Source organism: Roseinatronobacter domitianus, assembly GCF_023336755.1.
Taxonomy (GTDB): Bacteria; Pseudomonadota; Alphaproteobacteria; order Rhodobacterales; family Rhodobacteraceae; genus Roseinatronobacter; species Roseinatronobacter domitianus.
The window spans coordinates 246,663-269,637 of the sequence record NZ_JALZWP010000003.1 but is presented as its reverse complement, the minus strand read 5'-3'; the positions used below and the strand labels follow the sequence as shown (position 1 = coordinate 269,637).

The window sequence follows — 22,975 nt, the reverse complement described above, 5'->3', positions numbered from 1 at the left end:
TTGGAGTGTCTGCAATGAATGTCCATAGCCCCACCATCAACGCGCCGACCGTTCCGCGCAACCTTGACGATACCGGCCTGACGCTGGTGATGATGCGCGATATCCTGCTGAAAACCATGTATCGCATGAGCCTGTCGCGGATTTCCGAAATCGCGCGCACGATATGCCTGCCGATCCCGCAAACAATTGAACTGATCGACCAGTGCCGTCAGGGCAAATTGCTGGAGGCGACGGCAAGCCTGACGGCGAACACGTCAAGCGAGGCCAGCTTTCAGTTGACGGAGGCAGGCAAGGGGCGCGCCATGGACGCGCTGTCGCAGTCTGAATATTATGGTGCGATGCCAGTGCCTTTGGGCAGCTATGCTGAACAGATCAAGAAACAATCCATTCGAAATGTGCAGATCACGCGCCGCCAGTTGCAGATCGCGATGGGCGATCTGATCCTGCCGCAAAACCTATTGAGCGAGCTTGGCCCTGCGGTCAGTTCGGGGCGCTCCATTCTGATGTATGGGCCGCCGGGAAACGGGAAGTCCTCTATCTCGAACGGCATCCGCGCCGCAATGGGGGACCGCATCTATGTGCCGCGCGCGGTCACACATGCCGGTCAGATCATAAGCGTTTACGATCCGATTGTGCACACCATGGTAGAGACGTGGGAGGATGACCCGAACCTGCTGCGCCAGACCGGAAACCGCTTCGATGGACGTTACGTCTATTGCGAACGTCCAACCGTCATCACCGGGGGCGAGCTGACCTTGTCGATGCTGGACCTGACCTTTAACCCGGTGTCACGCACATATCAGGCACCGTTGCAGTTCAAGGCGACAGGTGGGGTTTTCATCATCGACGACCTTGGCCGCCAAGAGGAACCGCCACAATCCATTGTGAACCGATGGATTGTCCCGATGGAGATGAATTACGACATCTTGGCCTTGCAATCGGGCGAGAAATTCGTCGCGCCTTTCGACACGCTGGTGATTTTCTCGACCAATTTTCATCCGAATGAGATTTTCGATCAGGCTGCGCTGCGCCGGATTTTCTACAAGATCAAGATCGACGGACCAAGCCAGCAGGATTTTCTGAAGATATTCGCGCTCGTCGCCAAAAAGCGCGGCTTGCCGCTGGACGAGGATGCGATCATTCACCTGATCAAAACGAAATACCCATCGATCCACAACATTTATGCGAATTACCAGCCGATTTTCCTTGTCGACCAGATGATCGCCATCTGCGATTTCGAAGGCAAGCCGCGCCGCATGTCACCGGAATTGATTGACCGTGCCTGGAAGAACATGTTCGTCGAGACGGAGGAGATCGTGCGGTAAAGCGCGCCGGGTTCATTTGTGCGGCGCGCTATACTCGCTTTAGTCCACTTCGGCCGCGCGCGCTTCAAGAACGTCAAACGGCACACCCGGCTCCAGCTTGGCGCCGCGGATGACGAGCGAAGTCTTGACGGTGATCACGTTGTCTGCGGCAAGTAATTCTTCCGTCAGAAAGCTCTGAAAGGTGGACAGGTCGGGCGCCACGCATTTCAGAATGAAGTCGATCTCGCCGTTGAGCATATGGCATTCGCGCACCAGCGGCCAGTTGCGGCAGCGTTGCTCGAAGCGCGACAAGTCGGCCTCTGCCTGGCTGTTCAGCCCGACCATTGCAAAAACCTGCACTTCGAAGCCCAGATCGCGGCTGTTGACTTGGGCATGATACCCGCGAATGAAACCGGCCTCTTCCAGCGCGCGCACCCGTCGCAGGCACGGTGGCGCAGAGATGCCCACGCGTTTTGCAAGTTCCACATTTGTCATCCGGCCATCGGCCTGAAGTTCCGCAAGTATCTTGCGATCGATCGGATCCAGCTTCCCGCCCGACATTGGTGTTCCCCTTTATTTTGCACTTATGTAAGGTGCTGTGCCGGTTTGCGCAATAATATTTCAAGCAACGGCAATAATTATTCGCGCCCAGATCCCGGGGATTGCCCTCTTGTGTGGCGGGGCACAATGCATAGATTGCGCTGCAACAGAACCCCGAAAGGAATGACCATGACCGAAACGCGCCATACACGCTTGCTTATCATTGGCTCTGGCCCGGCAGGCTATACTGCGGCAGTTTATGGCGCGCGCGCCATGCTGGAGCCGGTTCTGGTGCAAGGCATTCAACCCGGCGGGCAATTGACCATTACAACAGAGGTCGAAAACTGGCCGGGCGACACGATGGTGACTGGACCGGAATTGATGGTGCGCATGGAAGCGCATGCGCGCGAGATGGGGACAGTGATTATCAGCGAGCATATTTCATCGCTCGATCTGTCGGCGCGACCGTTCCGCGCGGTGGGCGATAGCGGCGCCATTTATACCGCCGATGCGGTGGTGCTGGCAACCGGCGCGCAGGCCCGCTGGCTGGGCCTGCCGTCGGAGGAGAAGTTTCAGGGCATGGGCGTTTCGGCCTGTGCGACCTGCGACGGGTTCTTCTACCGTGGCAAGGAAGTCGTTGTTGTCGGTGGTGGCAATACGGCGGTGGAAGAGGCGTTGTTCCTGACCAATTTCGCCACCAAAGTCACATTGGTGCACCGTCGCGACAGCCTGCGCGCAGAGAAGATTTTGCAGCACCGGTTGTTGAAACACCCCAAGGTGCAGGTGATTTGGGACCATAGGTTGGAAGAAGTGCTGGGTGACACAAATGGCGGTGGCGTTCAGGGCGTGCGTTTGGCGCATACAACAACGGGTGAGGCGCAAGAACTTGTCTGTGACGGCGTCTTTATTGCCATTGGCCACAGCCCGGCGAGCGAATTGGTCAAGGACCAATTGAAGATGCAGCCGGGTGGCTATGTCTGGGTCGAACCGGGCAGCACGCGCACGTCTATTCCCGGTGTATTTGCGGCAGGTGATTTGACGGACCACATCTATCGTCAAGCGGTCACTAGCGCGGGTATGGGGTGCATGGCAGCGCTGGATGCCGAGAAATTCCTGGCCGAACAGGGGCTGGACGCCGAGGCCGCCTAAACGCGGCTGACCAAGCCGCCGGGATGGCGCTGCACAGCGCCATCCAGTTCCAGCGCGACAAGTGCAGGGGATATGACCGCAGCCGACAGGCCCATGTCGCGGATGACCATGTCTTCATGGATCGGGGTTGGCCCCAACAGGGACAAGATCGCGGCGTTCAGGTCAGAAGGTGCCGCAGCTTTGGGGCTTTTGGGTGCAGCGGCGGGGGTGCTACCCGGTTTGGGTATGTCATCGCGCAGATGTTGCAGCACTTCCAGCACATCTTCGACATTGCGGATGAGCGTGGCACCTTCGCGGATCAGCCGGTTGCAGCCGCCTGCACGCCCGTCAACCGGGTGGCCGGGCACCGCCATTACCTCTCGTCCCTGTTCCAGCGCGTCTTTCACCGTAATAAGCGTGCCAGATTTTTCCGCCGCTTCTACCACGATCACGGCCATCGAAAGGCCAGAGATAATGCGGTTGCGTGGGGGAAAGTGGCGCGCTTGCGGGTAAGTGCCCATGGGTTGTTCCGACAGGCGCAGGCCCTGGTCAGAGATCGCGGCAGCCAGAACGGCGTTTTCGGCAGGGTAGATCACGTCAACCCCGCCGCCCATTACCGCGATCGTGCCGGTTTTCAGGCTAGCCTGATGCGCGGCGGTGTCGATGCCGCGCGCAAGCCCAGAGACAATCGTATAGCCCGCCAGCCCCAGCCCTTCGGCCAGCATCCGTGCCATTCGGGTGCCAAGGCTGGACGCGTTGCGCGCACCGACCAGCGCGACCATGGGTTGGGCCAAGGGTTTGCGCCCGCCCATGCACCACAGCACCGGGGGCGCGTCTGCAATGGCGGCAAGGCTTTGCGGATACGCCTGTGTTCCAAAGCACAGCATGCGCGCCCCTTTGGCGCGGGCAAGCTCGATCTCGGCTTGGGCCTGGTCTGCGGTGAAGGGCGTGTAGCTGGCGACGCCCGCAGCTTGCGCCACTTTCGGCAAGGCATCCAGTGCGGCCTGTGCGCTGCCATGTTCGCGCATCAGCCGGTGAAAGGTCGTTGGCCCTACGCGCGGCGAGCGAATGAGACGAAGCCAGGATAGCCTGTCCTCTTCCGTGGTGGGTGGGGTGAAGGGTGGGTGAGAAGAAAACAAATCTTTCGCCATCCGTCCTACCTCGTCTCATTCACTTACGAATGTGACCGCTGATAGTTAAGGGCAGGTAAAGATTCGCTGGTTTGGCCAGATTTTTTCACATCGCCGCCGCAAAAAAACCTTAGTCGGCTTTGCGCGCCCGTTGTGCTGCCTTGCGCACCAGCACCTCGCGCAAATCCTGCATGGCCAACAACAGGTCATCGGTGGTGGCTGCAAGTTCCTCCGGGCTGGCCCGGAACTGCGCCCAATGCGCAAGATGGCCGATCTGTTCAAGGGCTTTCGCGCCATCGCCCTCCAGGCCATTGCCATCGGTCAGCCAGGCGTCGATCAGGGCGCGCTCGGCATCTGTCAGGTCGTGGCCGGTGCTTACGTCGACCGCACCAGAGGCCTTGTTGACCCCGGCAATCCGGTGCATTTCGGAACGACGCAACCGAGCATTATACTCAATGCGCAGCAGCATCGCCCCGCCGGGGCGCGGGCGGAAATAGTACTCGCGCCCGCCCCCCATGGTTATTTCAACCCCGCGCAGAAATCCTGAATGCGGGTGCAGGCCTCGCGCAATGCGTCATCCGATGTGGCGTAGCTCACGCGGAATGCAGGCGAGGTGCCAAAGGCTGCGCCGAAGACCACGGCCACACCTTTTTCTTCCAGCAGCGCGGTCGCAAAGGCTTCGTCATTCTCGATCTTGGCGCCGCCCGCAGAGGTCTTGCCAATGCAGCCTGCGATCGAGGGGTAGACGTAGAATGCGCCTTCCGGGACCGGGCAGGTGATGCCCTCGGCCGCGTTCAGCATCTTGACCACCAGATCGCGGCGGCGCTGAAAGGTTTTGTTGTTCTCTGCAATGTAGTCCTGCGGGCCGTTCAGCGCCTCCAGGGCCGCCCATTGGCTGATAGAGCAGGGGTTCGACGTGCTTTGCGACTGGATCTTACGCATCGCGCCGATCACCTCTTTCGGGCCAGCGGCATAGCCAATGCGCCAGCCGGTCATGGCATAGGCTTTCGACACGCCATTGACCGTCAGCGTCCGGTCATAGAGTGCGGGTTCGACCTGAGCGGGCGTGCAGAATACGAAATCATCGTAAACAAGGTGTTCATACATGTCATCCGACATGATCCAGACATGGGGGTGGCGCATAAGCACGTCGGTCAGGGCTTTCAACTCGTCCCAGGTGTAGCCCGCGCCGGTGGGGTTGGACGGCGAGTTGAAGATCAGCCACTTGGTTTTCGGCGTGATCGCCGCTTCCAGTGCTTCTGGCGTCAGCTTGTAGGCGGTGTCCGCGGTGGCTTCTGCAATGATAGGCTCGCCGCCGGCCAGCAGCACCATATCGGGGTAGCTGACCCAGTAGGGCGCAGGGATCACCACCTCGTCGCCCGCGTTCAGCGTGGCGACCAGCGCGTTATACAAAACCTGCTTGCCGCCTGTGCCGACGGTCACTTGTGCGGGCGCGTAATCCAACCCGTTGTCACGCTTGAACTTGGCGCAGATGGCGGCTTTCAGGTCCGGCAGGCCATCAACAGCGGTGTATTTCGTTTTTCCCGCATCAATGGCCGCTTTTGCCGCGTCTTTAATGTTCTGCGGCGTGTCAAAGTCGGGCTCACCGGCGCCAAGGCCAATCACGTCCTGACCGGCGGCCTTCAGCTCCGCGGCCTTGGTCGTGACGGCAATGGTCGGCGACGGTTTGACGCGGGACAGGGTGTCGGACAGGAAAGCCATGATGGGAACTCCGGTTTGTGTCTTGGGCGCCCATGTCATAAGTTGCGGCCAATGGCCGTTCAAGCACAATCAAATCCAGAAGGCAGCGACATGACAGAAAACTCAGAGCAGCAGGATTGGTATTCGGGTGACCATGCCACGTTTGGCGACCGTCTGACAGCAGCACGCGAAGCGCAAGGCATCAGCCAATCGCAAATGGCAAGACGGCTGGGTGTAAAGCTGCGCACGGTAGAGGGCTGGGAAAACGACACCTCGGAACCGCGGGCCAACAAGTTGCAAATGGCGGCCGGGTTGCTGAATGTGTCGTTGCGATGGTTGCTGACAGGCGAGGGGGACGGGGTGGCGGAACCTGCCACTCAAGAAGACCTTGCCGAAGACGCGCAGACGATCTTAAAGGATATGCGTGGATTGCGGGCCGATCTGACCCGCGTTTCGACAGAACTTGGGCGCATGGAAAAACGCCTGCGCCAGATTGTGAAGGAAACGATCTGACATGCAGATTTCCCCGGAAGAAGCGCGCTTGAAGCGGTTGAAAATGCGGTCTTGGCGGCGTGGAATGAAAGAGATGGACCTTATCCTTGGTCCATTTTCAGATACCGAACTGGCAGCGTTCAGCGCCGCCGAGCTTGACGCTTATGAGCGACTGCTCGACGAAAACGACCAAGATCTTTACCTTTGGGTGACAGGCGCGATCGAAGCGCCGCGCCAGCACGCGCCCATGCTTCAGACCATCCGTGTTATGGCCGAAAACAGGTTACGCTGATCTCTTAACGGTTTTTTCGCAAGTTTTCGCGATGCTGTGCGTCAAAAGAACATGACGGAGCATCGCGTGAGCTTGCAACAAGATATGGGCGCCCCAGTGCGCAAGCAGACATTGGTGCGCTATCTGGACAGCGTGGCGCTGCTGGAGCGGATGCACCGGCTGTTGCTGGATGTCATCAAGGACGAATTCGAGCGGTTGGGAATCGTCAACATAAACCCGGTGCAGGCGCTGTTGCTGTTCAACATCGCAGATCACGAGGTGACAGCCAGCGAATTGAAATCGCGCGGCTATTATCAGGGGTCAAACGTCTCTTACAACCTCAAGAAGCTGGTTGAATTGGGCTATATGCACCATCAGCGCTGCGCCATTGACCGCCGTTCGGTTCGCGTGCGGCTGACGCCGAAAGGTCAGGCCATCCGCGCCCGCGTGGCAGAACTGTTCGCACGCCAAGCCGACCAGTTGGACGAAGGCGGCGTAATCGCCTTTGCGACGCTGGATGAAACCGTGCGCGCCTTACGCCGGTTGGAGCGATTCTGGGGCGATCAGATACGGTATATCTACTAGCGCGGGCTGCGGATTTTGAGTGCGTCGGATCAGGCTATGATGGACGCTTTGCTGTGGCTTGAAATAGGGCGATGCCGTTCGGTCTGACGCGCCAGCCTGTGCCGATGGCTCATGGCAGGCCAGCAAGCACGGGGGCGTTGGGCCATCTGGAAACGCTGAACCAAATGCCAAGCCCGCAGCCGAGGCGCTCTCTTCAGCAGTTTCCCGCCCCTCTGTGCTGCTGGAAACCCTGTTCTGCCATAAAGCCCATGGGACAGGTCGCGTCTCAGATATGTGTCACGCAAAATCGCCTGTTCGCTCCATGCCCTTACCTCTCGTTCAGATGGTCATGGATCACCTGCGCCAAAGCATCAGATATGCCCGGCACGGCGCGCAGATCTGCAAGCCCCGCGCGCGTGACCGCCTTGGCAGAGCCGAAATGCGCCAACAGCGCTTTTTTGCGCCCCGCGCCCACGCCCGGAATATCGTCAAGCGGCGAGGCCGTGAAGGCTTTCGCACGTTTCGCGCGGTGGGTGCCGATGGCGAAGCGGTGCGCCTCGTCGCGCAGGCGTTGGACGAAATACAAAACCGGGTCATTATGGCGCAGCGCGAAGGGGCGCCCGCTGGGGCGATGGAATTCCTCTTTGCCCGCGTCGCGGTCCACGCCCTTGGCCACCCCGATCATTGGAATATCGGCCACGCCCAATTCTTCCATAATGCCCGCCACGGCAGAAACCTGTCCTGCGCCACCGTCAATCAGCAGCAGGTCTGGCCATAGGTCGGACTGGCGGTCGGGGTCTTCTTTTTGCAGCCGGGTGAAGCGACGGGTCAGAACCTCTTTCATCATGCCGAAATCGTCGCCGGGGGTGACGGTTTCATCCTTGATATCGAATTTGCGATACTGGCTTTTGATAAAGCCTTCCGGCCCCGCCACGATAAGTGCGCCGACCGCGTGGCTGCCTTGAATGTGCGAGTTGTCATAAACCTCGACCCGCTTCGGGGCGCTTTCCAGCCCGAAAGCATCGGCCAGCCCTTGCAGCAGTTTGGCTTGCGCCGTGCTATGCGCCATGCGGCGGGCAAGGCTCTCGCGGGCGTTGCGCGCGGCACTTTCCACCAGTTCCGCCTTCTCGCCCCGCTGCGGGACCAGAATCTCCACCTTGCGGCCCGCGCGTTGGCCCAGAAGCTCTGTCATCAGATCGGGCTCTTCCAACCCGTGCGACAGCAAAATCTGCCGAGGCGGTTCTTTCCCATCATAGAACTGCGCCATGAAGGCTTCCAAAATCTCTGGTTCCGCGGCCCCCGCGCCAGTCGCGGGGTAGAAATCGCGATTGCCCCAGTTCTGGTTCGCGCGGATGAAGAACACCTGCACGCAAGCCTGCCCCTTTTCCAAATGCAGCGCGATCACATCCGCCTCTGGCACGCCCTGGGGGTTGATGCCCTGTTGCTGCTGCACATTGGTCAGCGCGCGAATACGGTCGCGTAGGGCGGCGGCGCGCTCGAATTCCATCGCCTCTGATGCGGCCTGCATTTCGACCGCCAGATCCTTTTGCAAATGCGTGTCCTTGCCCGACAGGAATCGTTCGGCGTCCAGCATCAGCGCGCCATACTCTTCTTCGGAGATATAGCCCACACAAGGGGCAGAGCACCGCTTGATCTGGTATTGCAAACAGGGGCGCGTGCGGCTGTTGAACACTGCATCGGTGCAGTTGCGCAGCAGGAATACGCGCTGCAACTGGTTGAGCGTGCGGTTGACGGCCCCGGCGCTGGCGAAGGGTCCGAAATACTTGCCTTTCGTCGAACGCCGCCCACGATGCTTGCGCAGTTGCGGAAACGGATGATCGCGCGGCAGCAGGATATAGGGAAAGCTTTTGTCGTCGCGCAGCAGCACGTTGTAGCGTGGTTTGAGCTGCTTGATGAGGTTTTGCTCCAGCAGCAGCGCTTCGGTTTCCGTGCGCGTGGTCAGGAACATCATCGACCGGGTTTCATCTATCATCCGGGCAATGCGGGCGGTGTGGCCCGAGGCGCGCGCGTAATTCGACACCCGCGCCCGCAAGTTCCGCGCCTTGCCGACATAAAGCACCTCTGAGCGCTCGTTCAGCATACGGTAGACGCCCGGCGAATTGTCCAGCACCTTGAGGTAGGACTGAATGCACGCATGGCCGGCAAGCGGCGTTTCGGGGGTGGGGTCTGGCGTGTTCTGCATCTGTTTACTGGAACCTTTGAGAGTGGTCCGATTCTATGTTGCGCTGCCCTGAATTCAAACCCTCTTCAACCTGAATCCTGTCCACTGAATCTGTGGGTAAGTTTGTGGAAAAAACTTGGAGGGGGGCGTTTTTTCCTTATGGCATAGGCGCTTTGATGGTCTGCCCAAAAAATAGGCATTAATTTAAAGCATTGTTTTTGCTAGTAAATTTTTTTCCGCGTTACAAGTCTTTGATAAACCGGCAGTTTTCATTGCAAGTTTGTGACGGTTTCGTGAGCGGTGCACAACTTTTGCGATAACGCGTCACATTCGTTGTCAATGGTCGATGACATCGGCACTTTGCCAAACCAAATGCTGGCCCCCATCAATGCACAATAACTGCCCTGTTACGGCTTTTGCGTCTATGAAATAGCCCAGCGCGGCGGTGATGTCGTCGGGGTTTGCGCCGCGGCCCAGAACGGTCGCGCGGCGGCTTGCGTCGTAGATCGCGCGGGTCTGGTCATGGGCTTGCAGCGTGGGCCCCGGTCCAATGGCGTTGACGCGCACTTGCCCGCCCAAATCCTGCGCCGCCATTTGGGTGAAGGCCCAAAGCCCCATTTTGGCAATGGAATAGGTCATGTGCTGCGGTGTCAGCTTGCGCACCTTCTGGTCGATCATGTTGACGACCAGTCCCTGCGCGACCGGCTCTCCTTGCAGGTCCATGTCGGGCCGGGGCACTTGGGCTGCGAAGGCTTGGGTCAGCACAAAGGGCGCGCGCAGATTGCTCATCATGTGCCGGTCCCAGCTTTCGCGGGTGGCGGTGGCGATGCTGTCCTGCTCGAAAATAGAGGCGTTGTTGACCAACACGGATAGCGGCCCGCCAAGCGCCTCTGCGGCATTGCTCACGATCGGCGCCAGTGCGGCCTCGTCCAGCAGGTCTGCCTGCACAGAAACGGCACGGCGGCCCATTGTGCGGATCTCTTCGGCCAGTGCCTCTGCTTCTGCACCGGAACTGGCGTAGTGGATGGCAACGTCATACCCCCGCCCGGCCAGATACAGGCACATGGCGCGGCCCAAACGGCGCGCGCCACCGGTCACAAGGGCATTGGGCATGAGTCAGGCTCCGGATTGGATAAGAACCCACAGATAGCCCGCATACCCCAGAAGCAAGACCACGCCCCAGACCCGCGTGATCGGCGCGGCACGCCAGATGAAAGGCGCCAGCACCAATGATGCGCCCAGCATGACCCACAGGTCCAGACGGAACATTTCTGGCGGAAAGGTCATGGTGCCGAACAGCCCCGCCGTGCCCAAGATGAACAGCAGGTTGAACAGGTTTGACCCAACAATATTGCCCAGCGCCACGCCGCCCTCGCGGCGGATGGCGGCCATGACTGTTGCGGCCAGTTCGGGCAACGAGGTGCCGATAGCCACCAGCGTCAGCCCGATCAGCGCATCGGATACACCAAGGTCGGTGGCAATGGCGGTGGCCCCGGTGACAAGGAAATTTGCCCCAAGTGGCAGGCCGATACAGCCCAGCACAAGGAAAATCGTGATCTTGTGCCAGCCAATGCCGGGGTCCGCACCCTCCAGTTCATCTGGTTCCACGCGGGATTTCAGCCCGCGGCGGATACTGTCGGCCATGAACAGCGCAAATGCGCCCAGTAAAACCAGCGCCTGCCATGTTCCGATCTGCCCGGTGAAGGCCACGGCAATGAACAGAAGCGAAGCACCGATCATAATGGCGTAATCGCGGGTAATGTCGCGCCCGACCGCCATGGCCGATATCAGCGCGGGCGCACCCAGCACCAGCAGGATGTTGGCAATATTCGACCCCACCACATTGCCAAGTGCCAGCCCGCCGGCGTCCTCGATCGCGGCGCGCACAGAGACCAGCAATTCTGGCGCCGATGTGCCAAAGGCCACAACTGTCATCCCCACCAGAAGCGCGGGAATGCCCAGTCGCAGCGACAGGTTGACGGCCCCCTTCACCAGCAGGTCGCCCGCCAGCAGCAGCACGACAAGGCCGCCCACCACCATCCCAAGATCAAGCAGCATGACTTATCGGTCCTTGCAGGTGCAATCGTCCTGCCCCAGCAGGAAGCGACCACAGGTTTTACATTTGCGGGGTTTCGGCAGTTTGGTGCTGCGCAGCCGGTCCAGCGGGGTGCGATGTTTCGGGTTCAGCCATTTCTGGACCGCGCCCATCACGATCATGAATAGCAAAAACCCGACAACAACCTTGAACAGCATGGGCTACAGCCCGAAGCGCGCATAAAGCGCGCGTTCTTCCGAAAGGGTCAGCGCGTCCTGCATCAGCGATAGCCCGAAGCGCGACAGGAAGGGGCGGCGCGGGCCGTAGACGCGGAATTTCACCTTGTCGCCGTAGCGGTCCTTCAGGGTTGGGACCAGATGGCCAAGCCCGTCGGCCAGCCCCAAATCAACCGCTTGCGCGCCCAGCCAGAATTCGCCGGTGAACAGGTCTTGCTCGGCCAGTTTGTTGCCGCGCCGGTCCTTGACCTGCGCAATGAAATTCTGGTGTATCTGGTCCAGTAGCTTTTGCAGGCGGGCCACGTCTTCGGGCTTTTCTGCGCGGAACGGGTCCAGTTGCGATTTCGACGTGCCAGAGGTGTAGACCCTGCGCTCTACCCCGTAGCGCGCGATCAGGTCTTGCAGCCCGAACCCGGCAGAAATAACGCCAATGGACCCAAGGATCGAATTGGCATCGGCGAACACCTCATCCGCCGCCGTGGCCAGCCAATAACCGCCAGAGGCCGCGACATCTTCGACAAAGGCCAGCACGGGCAGTTTGTGCTCATCGGCCAGCCGCCGGATGCGGGCTGCGATCAGTGCGCTTTGCACCGGGCTGCCACCGGGCGAGTTGATGACCAGCGCCACGGCCTTGGGCTTGCCGCGTTTGAACGCGGTTTCAATTACAGGGGCAAGGGCCGCGTCGTTCAGACGGCCCGCGCCGGGGCCACTGGCGATCATGCCTTGCAGGCGGATGACCGCTACGCTGGGCGGCGTCTTGATGAACGGAATAAGATGTTTCATGATTTCGCAAATAGGCTGGCCGTGCGCAGGCAACAAGAGGGCGCGCCGGATTATCGGCTTGCGTGGCGAAATAGGCTCTGCCCATATACCGGGCAGGAGAATAGCCGCATGCTTGACCGTCTGGAAATGTTCATGGCCCTTGCCGCCGAACGCCATTTTGGCCGCGCTGCCGAGAAATGCGGCATCTCGCAGCCCTCGCTGTCGGCTGGGATAAAGCAGCTAGAGGGCGAATTGGGTGTGCAACTGGTCTGGCGTGGCAGCCGCTTTGAGGGGCTGACGCCCGAAGGCGCGCGGGTGCTGGACTGGGCGCGCCGTATTGTGGGCGATGCGCGCACATTGCGGCAGGAAATGCGCTCTGCCCGGCATGGGTTGTCGGGCAATTTGCGGCTGGGCGTGGTGCCCACTGCGCTGCCTATGGTGGCAGATCTGACCGGCCCGTTCATTGCCCGCCATCCCGGCGTGCAGATCGAAATCCTGTCGCGCAGCTCCATAGAGATCCTGCAACAGATTGATGATTTGCGGCTGGATGCGGGGATCAGCTATCTGGATAACGAACCCTTGGGCCGCGTCGTCACAGAGCCGCTTTACACCGAACGCTACCTGCTATTGACCGCCAAGAGCCGCCCCTGTTCGCGACAATCGTCGCTGAATTGGGCCGATCTGGCGGGGCTGCCCTTATGCCTGTTGACGGAAGACATGCAGAACCGGCGCATTATCAACCATGAACTTGTGCAAGCCGGTGTGCCGATTGCCCCGCGCATCGAATCCAACTCCATGATTGCACTGGTTGCGCATGTTCTGACCGGCGATTGGGTCAGTATCGTAAATGCCGACACGGCCATGCTGTTCGCGGCGCGACCCGAACTTTGCGCCATTCCGCTGCGCGGCGAGCAGAGCTCGAAAGAGGTCGGGCTGATCGCCCCGTGGCGCGAACCGCACACGCCGGTTTTGACGGCGCTGCTGGCACAGGCGCGGCGTTTGTTCAAAGCGCGCAAGGACAAGGCATGAAGGTTCTTTTGGCAGGTGCAACCGGCACAATCGGGCGCGCCGTTCTGGACCGTTTGCAGGCCGAGGGGCATGATGTAACTTGCCTTGCGCGGCCGGGCAGCCGCTTGCCCGAGGGCGTGACGCGTTGCCAAGCGGATCTTGCCCTGCCGGATGCGTTGTCGCCAGGGGCGCTGCGCGGGGTAGATGCGGTGCTGTCCTGTATGGCCTCGCGTTCCGGCGCGCCCGCTGATGCGTGGGCCGTGGACTACGCTGCGCATCTGGCGCTTTTGCGTGCGGCGCAGGCTGCGGGCGTGGGACAATTCGTGCTGTTATCTGCGATCTGTGTGCAAAAGCCGCTGCTGGAATTCCAGCGTGCGAAACTGGCGTTCGAGGCAGAATTGCAAGCCTCTGGCCTGCGCCATTCCATCATTCGTCCCACCGCGTTTTTCAAGTCGCTTTCGGGGCAGGTGGCGCGGGTGCAGGCTGGCAAGCCGTTCCTGCTATTCGGCGATGGTCGGTTGACGGCGTGCAAACCCATCTCGGACCGTGACTTGGCGGCGTTTATCGTGGGCTGTCTTGATGACCCTGCGCGCGAGGGTATCTTACCAATCGGAGGGCCGGGACCGGCAATTACCCCGCGCCAACAGGGGGAAATGTTGTTTCAGATGACCGGCCAAGCCCCGAAATTCCGCAGCCTGCCCGTGGGCGTTATGGACACGATTATCGGCGCGCTGTCACTTGGCGGGCGGGTGGTGCCAGCCCTGCGCGCAAAGGCCGATTTTGCCCGCATCGGGCGCTATTATGCGACTGAATCGATGCTGGTTTGGGACGGCAAATGCTATGACGCCGACGCTACACCAGAATTCGGCACCGAAACCCTGCGCGACCATTACGCAGCGCTATTGCGGGGCGAGGTGACAACCGATCTGGGCGATCACGCGATGTTTTAGGGGTCTTGCCCGGCTAGTCGCCGCGCTGGGCCGCGACGGCGCTGGCGCGGCGGGCTGCGCCCTTGATGCCGCGCTTTGGCGAGGTGACGGGCGGCCTTCGGGCCAATGCTCAGGGCGATAAAATCTGTTGCGCTGGCACATCCCCATTCAACTTGCGTACCGCGTCGCCCCGCGTCGCCGTGCATCCACCGGTTTTGACAGAACCACCGCATTATGCGCGCGTTGGTCGCAATCCGCTCTTGGGCAGGTGCGGCAATTTATGCCTATGGGCACCGGCCGTGTTTTGCTGGCCCGCAGGCTTTCAGCATAGCCGATCTGCGCGGCATGTTCGACATCGCAGCCCATTGCCACCGCCAGCCGCACGTCGGTTGCGTGTCCGGACAGACTGGGTCGATCCACCGTGCGCGAGAACACGAAAAACTGGCTGCGGTCTGCCATTTCCACGAATTGCGGCACAATCTGCCCCGGCGTGCGGAACGACGTATGCACGTCCAATCGTGGACAGGCTCCGCCATATTCCGCCAAGTGAAAATCTGTCGCGTTGAACCGCTTGGTCACGTTGCCGGCCTTGTCGATTCGTACGAAGAAGAACGGCACCCCCTGCGCGCCTGCCCGCTGCAAGGTGGTCGCCCGGTGGCAGGCCTGTTCAAAGCTGACCCCGAAACGCGTGGCCAGATGCGTGAAATCGTATTTAGACGCCAGGGCTTCGGACAAGAATGGCGCATAGGGCATCAACACGGCGGCGGCGAAATAGTTGGTCAGTTCCACACGGCAGCGGGCCAGCCCGTGCGGGTCGGTGATTCGTGATTGCGACAGAAGCTTTTCCAGCAGGTCCGCATGTTCGATCAACCCTGCGACATGAACAAGCTGGAACACCCGGTTGGGATGGTCCATCGCTTCCGACAGGCGCACCTCGCGGGCGGCTTCGTCATATTCGCGCAATGTGTCCGGCATCTCTGCGGTTGTGACCAGACGCACATGCAGGCCCAGCCGGTCGCGCAGCAGCGCTTTCAGCGTGGCATAGGTGTCGTCGGGGGCAACCGTCTTGCCGCCCCAGAACTCTGCCGCGACCGATTCGAGCACCGCGAAATGGTTGTGATTGCGCCGAAAGAAGTTATGCACGGCGGCTTCGGGCGAGCTTGGCAGCACATCGCCCGCGCCGCTGCCGCTGGTCGCCAGTGACATGAGTTGATCTGTCGCAGCCTGATACGCGCGGTGCAATGTCAGGAAAGACGCCACAAGGTCAGGACTGTGGATTTGTGCGGCCCGCAGTTGCGGTAAATCGGGGCGATCTGCGTCGAACAGGTTGTCCAGAAGCGCCGCGCGCAGGTCGGCCAGTGTGGCGGTATCATCATCTTCGGCAATGTCGCGCCATTCGACGCCATAGGTTTCGAATATCTTCAGCAAAACCGGGACCGATACTGATCTTTCGTTCTTTTCCAGTAGGTTGACGTAAGATGTCGATATCCCCAGCGCCCGCGCCATTTGGCTTTGAGTCTGGCTATGCTCCTGCCGCAGGCGCCGCAGTCGGGGGCCAATGAAGGTTTTCAGCATGCAATTGTATCCTGTAAAATTCACAGATTTACAGAAATGATAACATGTAAATCTTCGCATTTACAGCAGGACGCGGAAAGAATTCACGAACCGCTATTTGTGCCGCATGGTCTGCCCATCGCGTTTGGGAGGACGCCGCACATGACCATCGGACAATCACATCTTTTCACGCCCGGCCCAACGCCGATCCCCGAAGCCGTGCGCCGCGCCATGAACGTGGCGGCAGAGGACCATCGCGCCCCCGGTTTCGGTGCTTTGGCGCGCGACATTAGCGCTGGGCTGCGCCAGATTATGCGGATGGAGCGGGGCAATGTCTTTCTGTTCCCCGGTTCCGGGTCTGCCGCATGGGAGGCCGCGATCACCAACACGCTCAACCCCGGTGACCGCGTGCTGATGGCGCGGCATGGGCATTTTTCTGTGCTTTGGGCGCAGATGGCCGAGCGTTTGGGGCTGGATGTCGAGTTGATTGATGTCGCTTGGGGCGCGGGTTGTCCGGTCAAGGAAATTGAGCGCCGTCTGGGTGCTGACAAGGATGACCGCATCAAGGCCGTCTTCGTCACGCATAATGAAACCGCAACCGGCGTCACGTCCGATGTGGCCGCTGTGCGCCGCGCGCTGGACATGACTTTCCACGATGCGCTTTTGTTCGTGGATGGCGTCTCGTCCATCGGCTCTATCGAGTTTCGGATGGCCGATTGGGGGGTCGATCTGGCCGTGACGGGTAGCCAGAAGGGGTTTATGTGCCCTGCCGGTCTGGGCATTCTTGGCGTCAGCGACAAGGCGATGCAGGCGGCTAAAACCGCAACCATGCGCCGCGCCTATTTTGAATTTGCCGATATGGCAAATTTGCAGGACGACGGGGTCTTCCCCTACACGCCGCCTATTCCGCTGCTGCACGGGATGCGCGCTTCGGTTGGGCTGCTGCTGGAGGAAGGCATCGACACCGTCATTGCCCGTCATGCCCGCATGGCAACTGGCGTGCGCGCCGCCGTGCAGGCTTGGGGGCTGGAGATGGTCGCAGAACACCCCTCGCTTTATTCCGACACCGTGACCGCCATTCGCACGCCCATGCACATTGATGCGCGCGAGGTGATCGCCATTGCCTATGACGAACTTGGTGCATCCTTCGGCGGCGGGCTTGGCCGCTTGGCAGGGCGGGTGTTCCGCATCGGGCATCTGGACTGGGTCAATGAAGGCTCGTTGGCGGGCGCGCTGTCGATGGCCGAAATGGCCATGTGGCGCGCGGGCGTTAATATTGAACTGGGCGCGGGGCTGGCGAGCGCCCAACGCTATTGGTCGGACGGCAAGCGCCGTGACCGCCCGCGCGTGGTGGAAACCACCCCGATCGCGGCCGAATAACCCCACTCTGGAAGGGACATTTCATGTCACACACTCTTTACCCGCTTCGGCGGCAGCGTCTGCATCGGTCCGAATTGGCGGTGCCTGCCTCGAATATCGACATGGTGGTGAAGGCCGCCGACAGCGATGCCGATGTGGTGTTCCTGGACCTGGAGGATGCGGTTGCGCCGCCCGAAAAGGAACAGGCCCGCAAGAATGCGGTCAAGTTGCTGAACGAGATTGACTGGGAAGCCAAGGGCAAGACCGTGTCGGTGCGCATCAACGGGCTGGACACGCATTACATGTATCGCGACGTGGTCGATATCATGGAACAAGCGGGCGACCGGGTGCATACGCTTCTGGTGCCGAAAGTGGGTGTGCCATCGGACCTGTATATGGTCGAGGCCATGGTGAACCAGATCGAACAAGGCTGCGGTTTGAAAACCCGCGTGGGGCTGGAAGCGCTGATTGAGACCGCGCTGGGCATGGCCAATGTCGAAGCCATCGCGCAATTCGGCGGGCGTCTGGAATGTCTGCATTTCGGCGTGGCCGACTATGCCGCGTCGATGCGCGCCCGCACCACGAATATCGGCGGTCTGAACCCCGATTATCCGGGCGACCAGTGGCACGCCTCGATCACCCGCATGGTTGTGGCCTGCCGCGCCTACGGGCTTCGCGCGGTCGATGGACCGTTCGGCGATTTCTCGGACCCCGAAGGCTACAAGGCTGGCGCACGCCGTGCCGCGGCTTTGGGCTGCGAAGGCAAATGGGCCATTCACCCCAGCCAGATCGCGCTGGCGAACGAGGTGTTCAGCCCGCCGGAATCGGAAGTGACCAAGGCACACCGCATTATCGAAGAGCTGAAGAAAGCCGAAGCGCAGGGCAAGGGCGCTGCCTCGCTCGATGGCAAGATGATCGACGCGGCGTCCGAGAAGATGGCGCGCAACCTGATTGATGTGGCCGAAGCTATCGCGGCCAAAGGCTGAGAACTCCAAGGGAGGAGAGACCATGGACATTCATGAACATCAAGCCAAGGATATTCTGGCCAAATTTGGCGTGCCGGTGCCCAATGGGGGCTTGGCCTATTCGCCAGAGCAAGCCGCCTATCAGGCGCGCGAAATCGGCCTGCCGGTGGTTATCAAGGCGCAGATCCATTCGGGCGGGCGCGGCGAAGCGGGTGGCGTGAAATTCTGCCGCACGGATGAAGAAGTGCGCGAATTTGCCGCCAATATTCTGGGCCGTCAGCTTGTGACCAAGCAAAGCGGGCCAGCGGGCAAAGGCGTTTATCGCCTGTGGGTGGAAGCGGCGACCGACATTGCGCAAGAGATTTATCTGGGCTTTGTGCTGGATCGCAAATCCGAACGCATCATGATTGTCGCGTCGGGTGCAGGCGGGATGGAGATTGAGGATCTGGCCGAAAACGACCCCGACAGCCTTGTGCGCATGATTATCGATCCGGCCTCTGGCCTGTGCGACTTTGAGGCGCGCGAGCTGGCCTTTCGGCTGGGCCTGACGGGCAGCCAGATCGGCCAGATGGTCAACACGCTGCGCGCCTGTTACCGCGCGTATCGCGATCTGGACGCCACCATGGTAGAGATCAACCCGCTGGCGATTACTGGCTCTGGCGATCTGGTGGCACTGGATGCGAAGATGAGCTTTGACACCAACGCCATGTTCCGCCGCCCCGAAGTGGCCGCGCTGCGTGACCTAAGCCAGGAAGACCCGCGCGAGGCGATGGCGGCAGGCTCTGGCCTGTCCTATATTGGCCTTGATGGCGATATTGGCTGCATTATCAACGGCGCGGGCCTTGCCATGGCGACGATGGATATGATCAAGCTGGCCGGGGCTGAACCCGCCAACTTCCTTGACATCGGCGGCGGGGCGAGTGCCGAGCGCGTCGTGACCGCCTTCCGCACGGTTCTGACCGACCCGAATGTAAGCGTGATCTTGGTCAACATCTTCGCAGGCATCAACCGGTGCGACTGGATCGCGGCAGGGGTTGTGCAAGCCTATAAAGAAGTGGGCATGACCATCCCTGTAGTTGTTCGCCTGGCGGGCACCAATGTGGAAGAAGGTCGCCGCATCCTCGAAAGCGCCGATGTGCCGATCATAACCGCAGGCACCTTGGCAGAGGCCGCAGAGGCCGCCGTCAAAGCGCGCCCCAATGCCGCCGCTGCATAAGAAAGGACCACCAAAATGGCTATCCTGATTACACCAGAGACCAAGATCATCGTGCAGGGCATTTCGGGCCGCATTGGCCAGTTCCACGCGCAGGAAATGATCGAAACCGGCACCAATGTCGTGGGCGGCGTTACGCCGGGTCGCGGTGGCACCACCGTGCTGGGTCGCCCTGTGTTCAACACCGTGCGCGAAGCGGTGGAAGCAACCGGCGCCGATGCGTCCTTGATGTTCGTGCCCCCGCCCGTTGCCGCCGATGCGATGATGGAAGCGGCGGATGCGGGCATTCGCGTGGCGGTCAGCGTGGCCGACGGTATCCCGGCGCAAGATATGATGAAGGTCAAACGCTTCCTGCGCCGCTACAAGGAAACCCGCAAAATGCGCCTGATCGGGCCGAATTGCGCGGGCGTTATCAGCCCCGGCGTGGGCTTTATGGGCATCATGCCGCCGCATATCTACATGCCGGGGCGCGTGGGCATCGTGGGGCGCTCTGGCACGCTGGGCTATGAAGCGGCAAGCCAGATGAAAGAACTGGGCATCGGTGTTTCGACCTCTGTCGGCATCGGTGGCGACCCGATCAACGGCTCCAGCTTCAAGGATATTCTGGAACTGTTCGAGAACGACCCCGACACCGACGCGGTGATGATGATTGGCGAAATCGGTGGCCCGCAGGAAGCCGAAGCCGCCGAATATATCCGCGATCACATGACCAAACCGGTCGCGGCCTATATTGCCGGGCTGTCCGCGCCCAAGGGCCGCAAGATGGGCCATGCGGGCGCAATCATCTCTGCCTTTGGCGAAAGTGCGCAGGAAAAGGTTGTCATCCTGCAGGAAGCAGGCATCAAGGTCGCGCCGAATCCGTCCTCCATGGGGGTGACGGTGGCAGAAATCCTTGGCAAAAAGGCTGCTGCATGATGCACCCCAAAGGGTATGAAGATAAAGCCGTGGCCGATCCGCAAGCATGGGTCGGCCGCGTGGAAGAACATGATGGCGCGCTGACGCAGAACTTGGCGGGGATGATGGGCGCGACGCTTTCGCACGCATCATCCCCTGCGCATGACCTGCGCGTGGGCGCGCCCCTGCCGCCCCTGTGGCACTGGATCGCGTTCCCGGAATTCGTTCCGCTGTCAGAGCTTGGCACCGATGGCCATCCGGCACTGGGGGGCTTCCTGCCGCCCTTACCTTATCCGCGCCGCATGTGGGCGGGGGGCAAGCTGGAATGGTCGGGCGCGCTGGAGGTGGGCGAGGTCTTGCACCGCCGGTCCGAAATTCTGGCCGTGACCGAAAAGCAGGGCACGACAGGGTCGATGTTCTTCGTGCGGGTTGGCCATGATCTGCACGGCAAGAACGGGTCCATCCGAGAAGAACAGGACATCGTCTATCTGGACATGCCCGACACGTTTCGCCCGCCCCGTGCCATTCCTGCGCCGGACACCCCCGATTTCCACGAGGTCGTGCCGATGAACGAAGCGCGCCTATTCCGCTTTTCCGCCGTCACCTTCAACGCGCACCGCATTCATTACGACATGCCCTACGCGCGTGAGGTGGAGAAATACCCGGCCCTGATCGTGCATGGCCCGATGCAGGCCTGCCTGCTGATGGACGCCGCCTGCCGCCATACCGGGCAGGCCCCCAAACGCTTCCGCTTCAAAGGAGTGCACCCGATGTTCCACACAGAGGACACCGCCCTTGTTGGCCAGATGGACGTCGCCGCCCCGGCGGTTGACCTGTTCAGCGTCGCCGCCACAGCGAACCATCAATGCATGCAGGCCCGGATGGAGTGGTCTGCGTGAGTGGTATCCTGAACGGAATGCGCGTGGTCGAAGGCTCGGCCTTTGTCGCTGTCCCGCTTGCAGGCATGACGCTGGCGCAGATGGGGGCCGATGTCATCCGCTTTGACCGTGTCGAAGGCGGGCTTGACGCCGGGCGCTGGCCCGTCGCGCCCTCTGGCCAAAGCATGTTCTGGGCGGGGATGAACAAGGGCAAACGCTCCATCGCCATCGACATGAAACACCCCCGCGGGCGCGAGATCATTTCGGAACTGATCTGCGCGCCGGGCGACGATGCAGGCCTTTTCATCACCAATCTGCGCGTGCGCGGCTGGATGGATTATGAAACCCTGTCCACCCGCCGCCCCGACCTGTGCATGGTCACGCTGACGGGCGATCGCGCGGGCCGCCCGGCGGTGGATTATACCGTCAACCCGGCCTTGGGTTTTCCCATGGCGACCGGACCCGAAGGCTCCACCGACCCTGTCGCGCACGCGCTGCCGGCTTGGGATTGCATCGCGGGCAATATGGTTGTTTCAGCCCTTCTGGCGGCAGAGCGCAAACGCTTGCGCCACGGCCACGGCTCTGCGGTCGATCTGGCGCTGAAAGATGTCGCCGCCGCCATGCTCGGCCATCTGGGCGTGATCGGCGAAGTCGAGGTTAATGGCATTTCGCGCCCCAAATCCGGCAATGCGCTTTACGGCGCTTACGGGCAGGATTTCCTCTGCGCCGACGGCAAGCGCGTCATGGTCATCGGCCTGACCGACCGTCAATGGCGCGGCTTGCAAAAAGTCACCGCCACGACAGACGCCATCGACGCGTTGGAATCGCGCCTTGGCGTGTCTTTGCGCGATGAGGGCGCGCGCTGGGAGCATCGCCATTCCATCACAGACATTCTGCGCCCGTGGTTCAAAGCCCGCAAAGTTGCCGATTTTGCCCAAGCCTTAGAGGATGCAGGCGTCACCTGGTCGCAATTCAGGACCTTCAAGGAAGCCGTTGCCGAAGATGAGGACATGTCGCTTGATAACCCCATGTTCAGCGACCTCGATCAACCCGGAATCGGCCGTTACCGCGTGCCCGGAACGCCCATGTCCTTCAGCCACGACCCGCGCGAAGCGCCGGTGCGCGCGCCGGTGCTGGGTGAACATACCGAAGCGATCTTGGGGGATGTGATCGGCCTGCCCGATACCGAAATCGCGTCGCTTTTCGACAACGGCGTGGTCAGCCAAGGCAAACCATAGCCTTTCATTGTGCTGTAACCTACGTTTTAGCACTGATACCTGGGGTTTGATACCGGAAGTGGGCGGGGGTCCGGGGCCTATCCCGGATCGGATTGATATTTCCGTTTATAGACCCTGCGATACCAGTCGTGAATGGCAGACCGTTTGACTTGCCGTTCTGGCGGGAAGTTTTGGGCTACGTCATCCGCGATCTGGTCAAAGGTCATCCGGTTGAACCGGGCGTCCACAAAGGCGCGCAAATCAGGATCGGCGGCAAGTTTCTTGGGGCGTCCGGGGCGGTGTTCGCGCAAGTGCTGCGAGGGTTGAGCCGGGCGTTGAACGGGGACTTTAACGGCGTCTTCATGGCCATTTTCAAGGCTTGCCAGAAGGGCTTCGGCTTCGCGTTCGATCCGGGCAACATCGGCCCGAACGTCCCGGCACATGGCAAGGATACCTTGCGCGGTTGCGCGCCGGTCTGCATTGGACGGTATGTCTTGCTCTGCCATGGCACCTTCCCTTTCATGAAACAGGCGGGGGCGCGCAGCCTCGCCCCCGCCTTATCGCGGCCCCTGTTGAACCGTGTCAGGGGCCACGGAACCGGCACTGGTGATGA

The 22,975-nt window shown here is 60.9% G+C and carries 24 protein-coding genes; 13 read left to right on the top strand and 11 right to left on the bottom strand.

The window, feature by feature from the left end; translation table 11 throughout:
* The first annotated feature begins 14 nt into the window (after positions 1-14).
* Positions 15-1,325, top strand: coding sequence for an ATPase (locus M3N55_RS05340; RefSeq protein ID WP_249057118.1), 1,311 nt, complete (start codon positions 15-17; stop codon positions 1,323-1,325).
* A gap of 39 nt (positions 1,326-1,364) precedes the next feature.
* Here M3N55_RS05340 and M3N55_RS05335 read toward each other — a convergent pair whose 3' ends face one another.
* Positions 1,365-1,865 (bottom strand): Lrp/AsnC family transcriptional regulator, encoded by a 501-nt coding sequence (locus M3N55_RS05335; protein ID WP_249057116.1) that lies wholly within the window; start codon positions 1,863-1,865, stop codon positions 1,365-1,367.
* A 168-nt stretch (positions 1,866-2,033) separates the two neighbouring features.
* Here M3N55_RS05335 and trxB point away from each other — a divergent pair, with 168 nt between their 5' ends.
* Complete coding sequence (trxB, locus tag M3N55_RS05330; protein WP_249057114.1) at positions 2,034-2,993, top strand: thioredoxin-disulfide reductase; 960 nt, start codon at positions 2,034-2,036, stop codon at positions 2,991-2,993.
* On the opposite strand, the gene dprA is transcribed toward trxB, so the two are convergent.
* The 3 genes from dprA to M3N55_RS05315 form a co-directional block, all read right to left on the bottom strand.
* Positions 2,990-4,123, bottom strand: coding sequence for a DNA-processing protein DprA (gene dprA, locus M3N55_RS05325; protein WP_249057112.1), 1,134 nt, complete (start codon positions 4,121-4,123; stop codon positions 2,990-2,992). The genes trxB and dprA overlap by 4 nt on opposite strands.
* A 109-nt stretch (positions 4,124-4,232) precedes the next feature.
* The gene (locus tag M3N55_RS05320; protein ID WP_249057110.1) at positions 4,233-4,619 is read right to left on the bottom strand and encodes a hypothetical protein; all 387 of its coding nucleotides are present in this window, start codon (positions 4,617-4,619) and stop codon (positions 4,233-4,235) included.
* 2 nt (positions 4,620-4,621) lie between these two features.
* Positions 4,622-5,824 (bottom strand): pyridoxal phosphate-dependent aminotransferase, encoded by a 1,203-nt coding sequence (locus M3N55_RS05315; RefSeq protein ID WP_249057109.1) that lies wholly within the window; start codon positions 5,822-5,824, stop codon positions 4,622-4,624.
* Positions 5,825-5,914: 90 nt separating this feature from the next.
* Between M3N55_RS05315 and M3N55_RS05310 the strand changes: the two genes are divergently transcribed.
* From M3N55_RS05310 to M3N55_RS05300, 3 genes are all read left to right on the top strand, one after another.
* Positions 5,915-6,316, top strand: coding sequence for a helix-turn-helix domain-containing protein (locus M3N55_RS05310; RefSeq protein WP_249057107.1), 402 nt, complete (start codon positions 5,915-5,917; stop codon positions 6,314-6,316).
* Between the two features lies 1 nt (position 6,317).
* Positions 6,318-6,587, top strand: coding sequence for an FAD assembly factor SdhE (locus M3N55_RS05305; protein ID WP_249057106.1), 270 nt, complete (start codon positions 6,318-6,320; stop codon positions 6,585-6,587).
* A gap of 84 nt (positions 6,588-6,671) precedes the next feature.
* Positions 6,672-7,151, top strand: a complete 480-nt coding sequence (locus M3N55_RS05300) for a MarR family winged helix-turn-helix transcriptional regulator (protein WP_249057160.1) — start codon at positions 6,672-6,674, stop codon at positions 7,149-7,151.
* Between the two features lie 307 nt (positions 7,152-7,458).
* Here the strand turns inward: M3N55_RS05300 and uvrC are convergent, their stop codons facing one another.
* From uvrC to M3N55_RS05275, 5 genes are all read right to left on the bottom strand, one after another.
* Complete coding sequence (gene uvrC / locus M3N55_RS05295; RefSeq protein WP_249057104.1) at positions 7,459-9,333, bottom strand: excinuclease ABC subunit UvrC; 1,875 nt, start codon at positions 9,331-9,333, stop codon at positions 7,459-7,461.
* A 315-nt stretch (positions 9,334-9,648) separates the two neighbouring features.
* Positions 9,649-10,425, bottom strand: coding sequence for an SDR family oxidoreductase (locus M3N55_RS05290; protein WP_249057103.1), 777 nt, complete (start codon positions 10,423-10,425; stop codon positions 9,649-9,651).
* 3 nt (positions 10,426-10,428) lie between these two features.
* Complete coding sequence (locus tag M3N55_RS05285) at positions 10,429-11,370, bottom strand: calcium/sodium antiporter (RefSeq protein ID WP_249057101.1); 942 nt, start codon at positions 11,368-11,370, stop codon at positions 10,429-10,431.
* Between the two features lie 3 nt (positions 11,371-11,373).
* A complete protein-coding gene (locus M3N55_RS05280) occupies positions 11,374-11,565 on the bottom strand; it encodes a hypothetical protein (RefSeq protein WP_249057099.1) in 192 nt (63 codons plus the stop codon).
* 3 nt (positions 11,566-11,568) lie between these two features.
* On the bottom strand, positions 11,569-12,366 hold the full coding sequence (locus M3N55_RS05275) for a S49 family peptidase (protein ID WP_249057097.1): 798 nt from the start codon (positions 12,364-12,366) through the stop codon (positions 11,569-11,571).
* 108 nt (positions 12,367-12,474) lie between these two features.
* Here M3N55_RS05275 and M3N55_RS05270 point away from each other — a divergent pair, with 108 nt between their 5' ends.
* Both M3N55_RS05270 and M3N55_RS05265 read left to right on the top strand, forming a co-directional pair.
* Positions 12,475-13,374: a LysR family transcriptional regulator gene (locus tag M3N55_RS05270; RefSeq protein WP_249057095.1), complete on the top strand. Its 900-nt coding sequence runs from the start codon at positions 12,475-12,477 to the stop codon at positions 13,372-13,374.
* A complete protein-coding gene (locus tag M3N55_RS05265) occupies positions 13,371-14,303 on the top strand; it encodes an NAD(P)H-binding protein (protein WP_249057093.1) in 933 nt (310 codons plus the stop codon). The genes M3N55_RS05270 and M3N55_RS05265 overlap by 4 nt, the downstream gene beginning before the upstream one ends.
* Positions 14,304-14,450: 147 nt before the next feature.
* Here the strand turns inward: M3N55_RS05265 and M3N55_RS05260 are convergent, their stop codons facing one another.
* Positions 14,451-15,857, bottom strand: coding sequence for a helix-turn-helix domain-containing protein (locus tag M3N55_RS05260; RefSeq protein ID WP_249057091.1), 1,407 nt, complete (start codon positions 15,855-15,857; stop codon positions 14,451-14,453).
* 141 nt (positions 15,858-15,998) lie between these two features.
* Here M3N55_RS05260 and M3N55_RS05255 point away from each other — a divergent pair, with 141 nt between their 5' ends.
* The 6 genes from M3N55_RS05255 to M3N55_RS05230 are packed head-to-tail and all read left to right on the top strand — an operon-like array spanning position 15,999 to position 22,383.
* On the top strand, positions 15,999-17,216 hold the full coding sequence (locus M3N55_RS05255; RefSeq protein WP_249057090.1) for a pyridoxal-phosphate-dependent aminotransferase family protein: 1,218 nt from the start codon (positions 15,999-16,001) through the stop codon (positions 17,214-17,216).
* Positions 17,217-17,239: 23 nt separating this feature from the next.
* Positions 17,240-18,181, top strand: coding sequence for an HpcH/HpaI aldolase/citrate lyase family protein (locus tag M3N55_RS05250; RefSeq protein WP_249057088.1), 942 nt, complete (start codon positions 17,240-17,242; stop codon positions 18,179-18,181).
* Between the two features lie 22 nt (positions 18,182-18,203).
* Positions 18,204-19,376 carry a malate--CoA ligase subunit beta gene (locus tag M3N55_RS05245; RefSeq protein ID WP_249057086.1) on the top strand — a complete coding sequence of 391 codons (1,173 nt, stop codon included), beginning with the start codon at positions 18,204-18,206 and terminating at the stop codon, positions 19,374-19,376.
* A 15-nt stretch (positions 19,377-19,391) separates the two neighbouring features.
* Positions 19,392-20,288, top strand: coding sequence for a succinate--CoA ligase subunit alpha (sucD, locus tag M3N55_RS05240; RefSeq protein WP_249057084.1), 897 nt, complete (start codon positions 19,392-19,394; stop codon positions 20,286-20,288).
* Positions 20,285-21,166, top strand: a complete 882-nt coding sequence (locus M3N55_RS05235; RefSeq protein WP_249057082.1) for an HTD2 family dehydratase — start codon at positions 20,285-20,287, stop codon at positions 21,164-21,166. The genes sucD and M3N55_RS05235 overlap by 4 nt, the downstream gene beginning before the upstream one ends.
* Positions 21,163-22,383, top strand: a complete 1,221-nt coding sequence (locus tag M3N55_RS05230) for a CoA transferase (protein WP_249057080.1) — start codon at positions 21,163-21,165, stop codon at positions 22,381-22,383. Before M3N55_RS05235 ends, M3N55_RS05230 begins: the two co-directional genes overlap by 4 nt.
* Before the next feature lie 77 nt (positions 22,384-22,460).
* Here the strand turns inward: M3N55_RS05230 and M3N55_RS05225 are convergent, their stop codons facing one another.
* Positions 22,461-22,868: a hypothetical protein gene (locus tag M3N55_RS05225; protein WP_249057077.1), complete on the bottom strand. Its 408-nt coding sequence runs from the start codon at positions 22,866-22,868 to the stop codon at positions 22,461-22,463.
* Positions 22,869-22,975 lie beyond the last annotated feature (107 nt).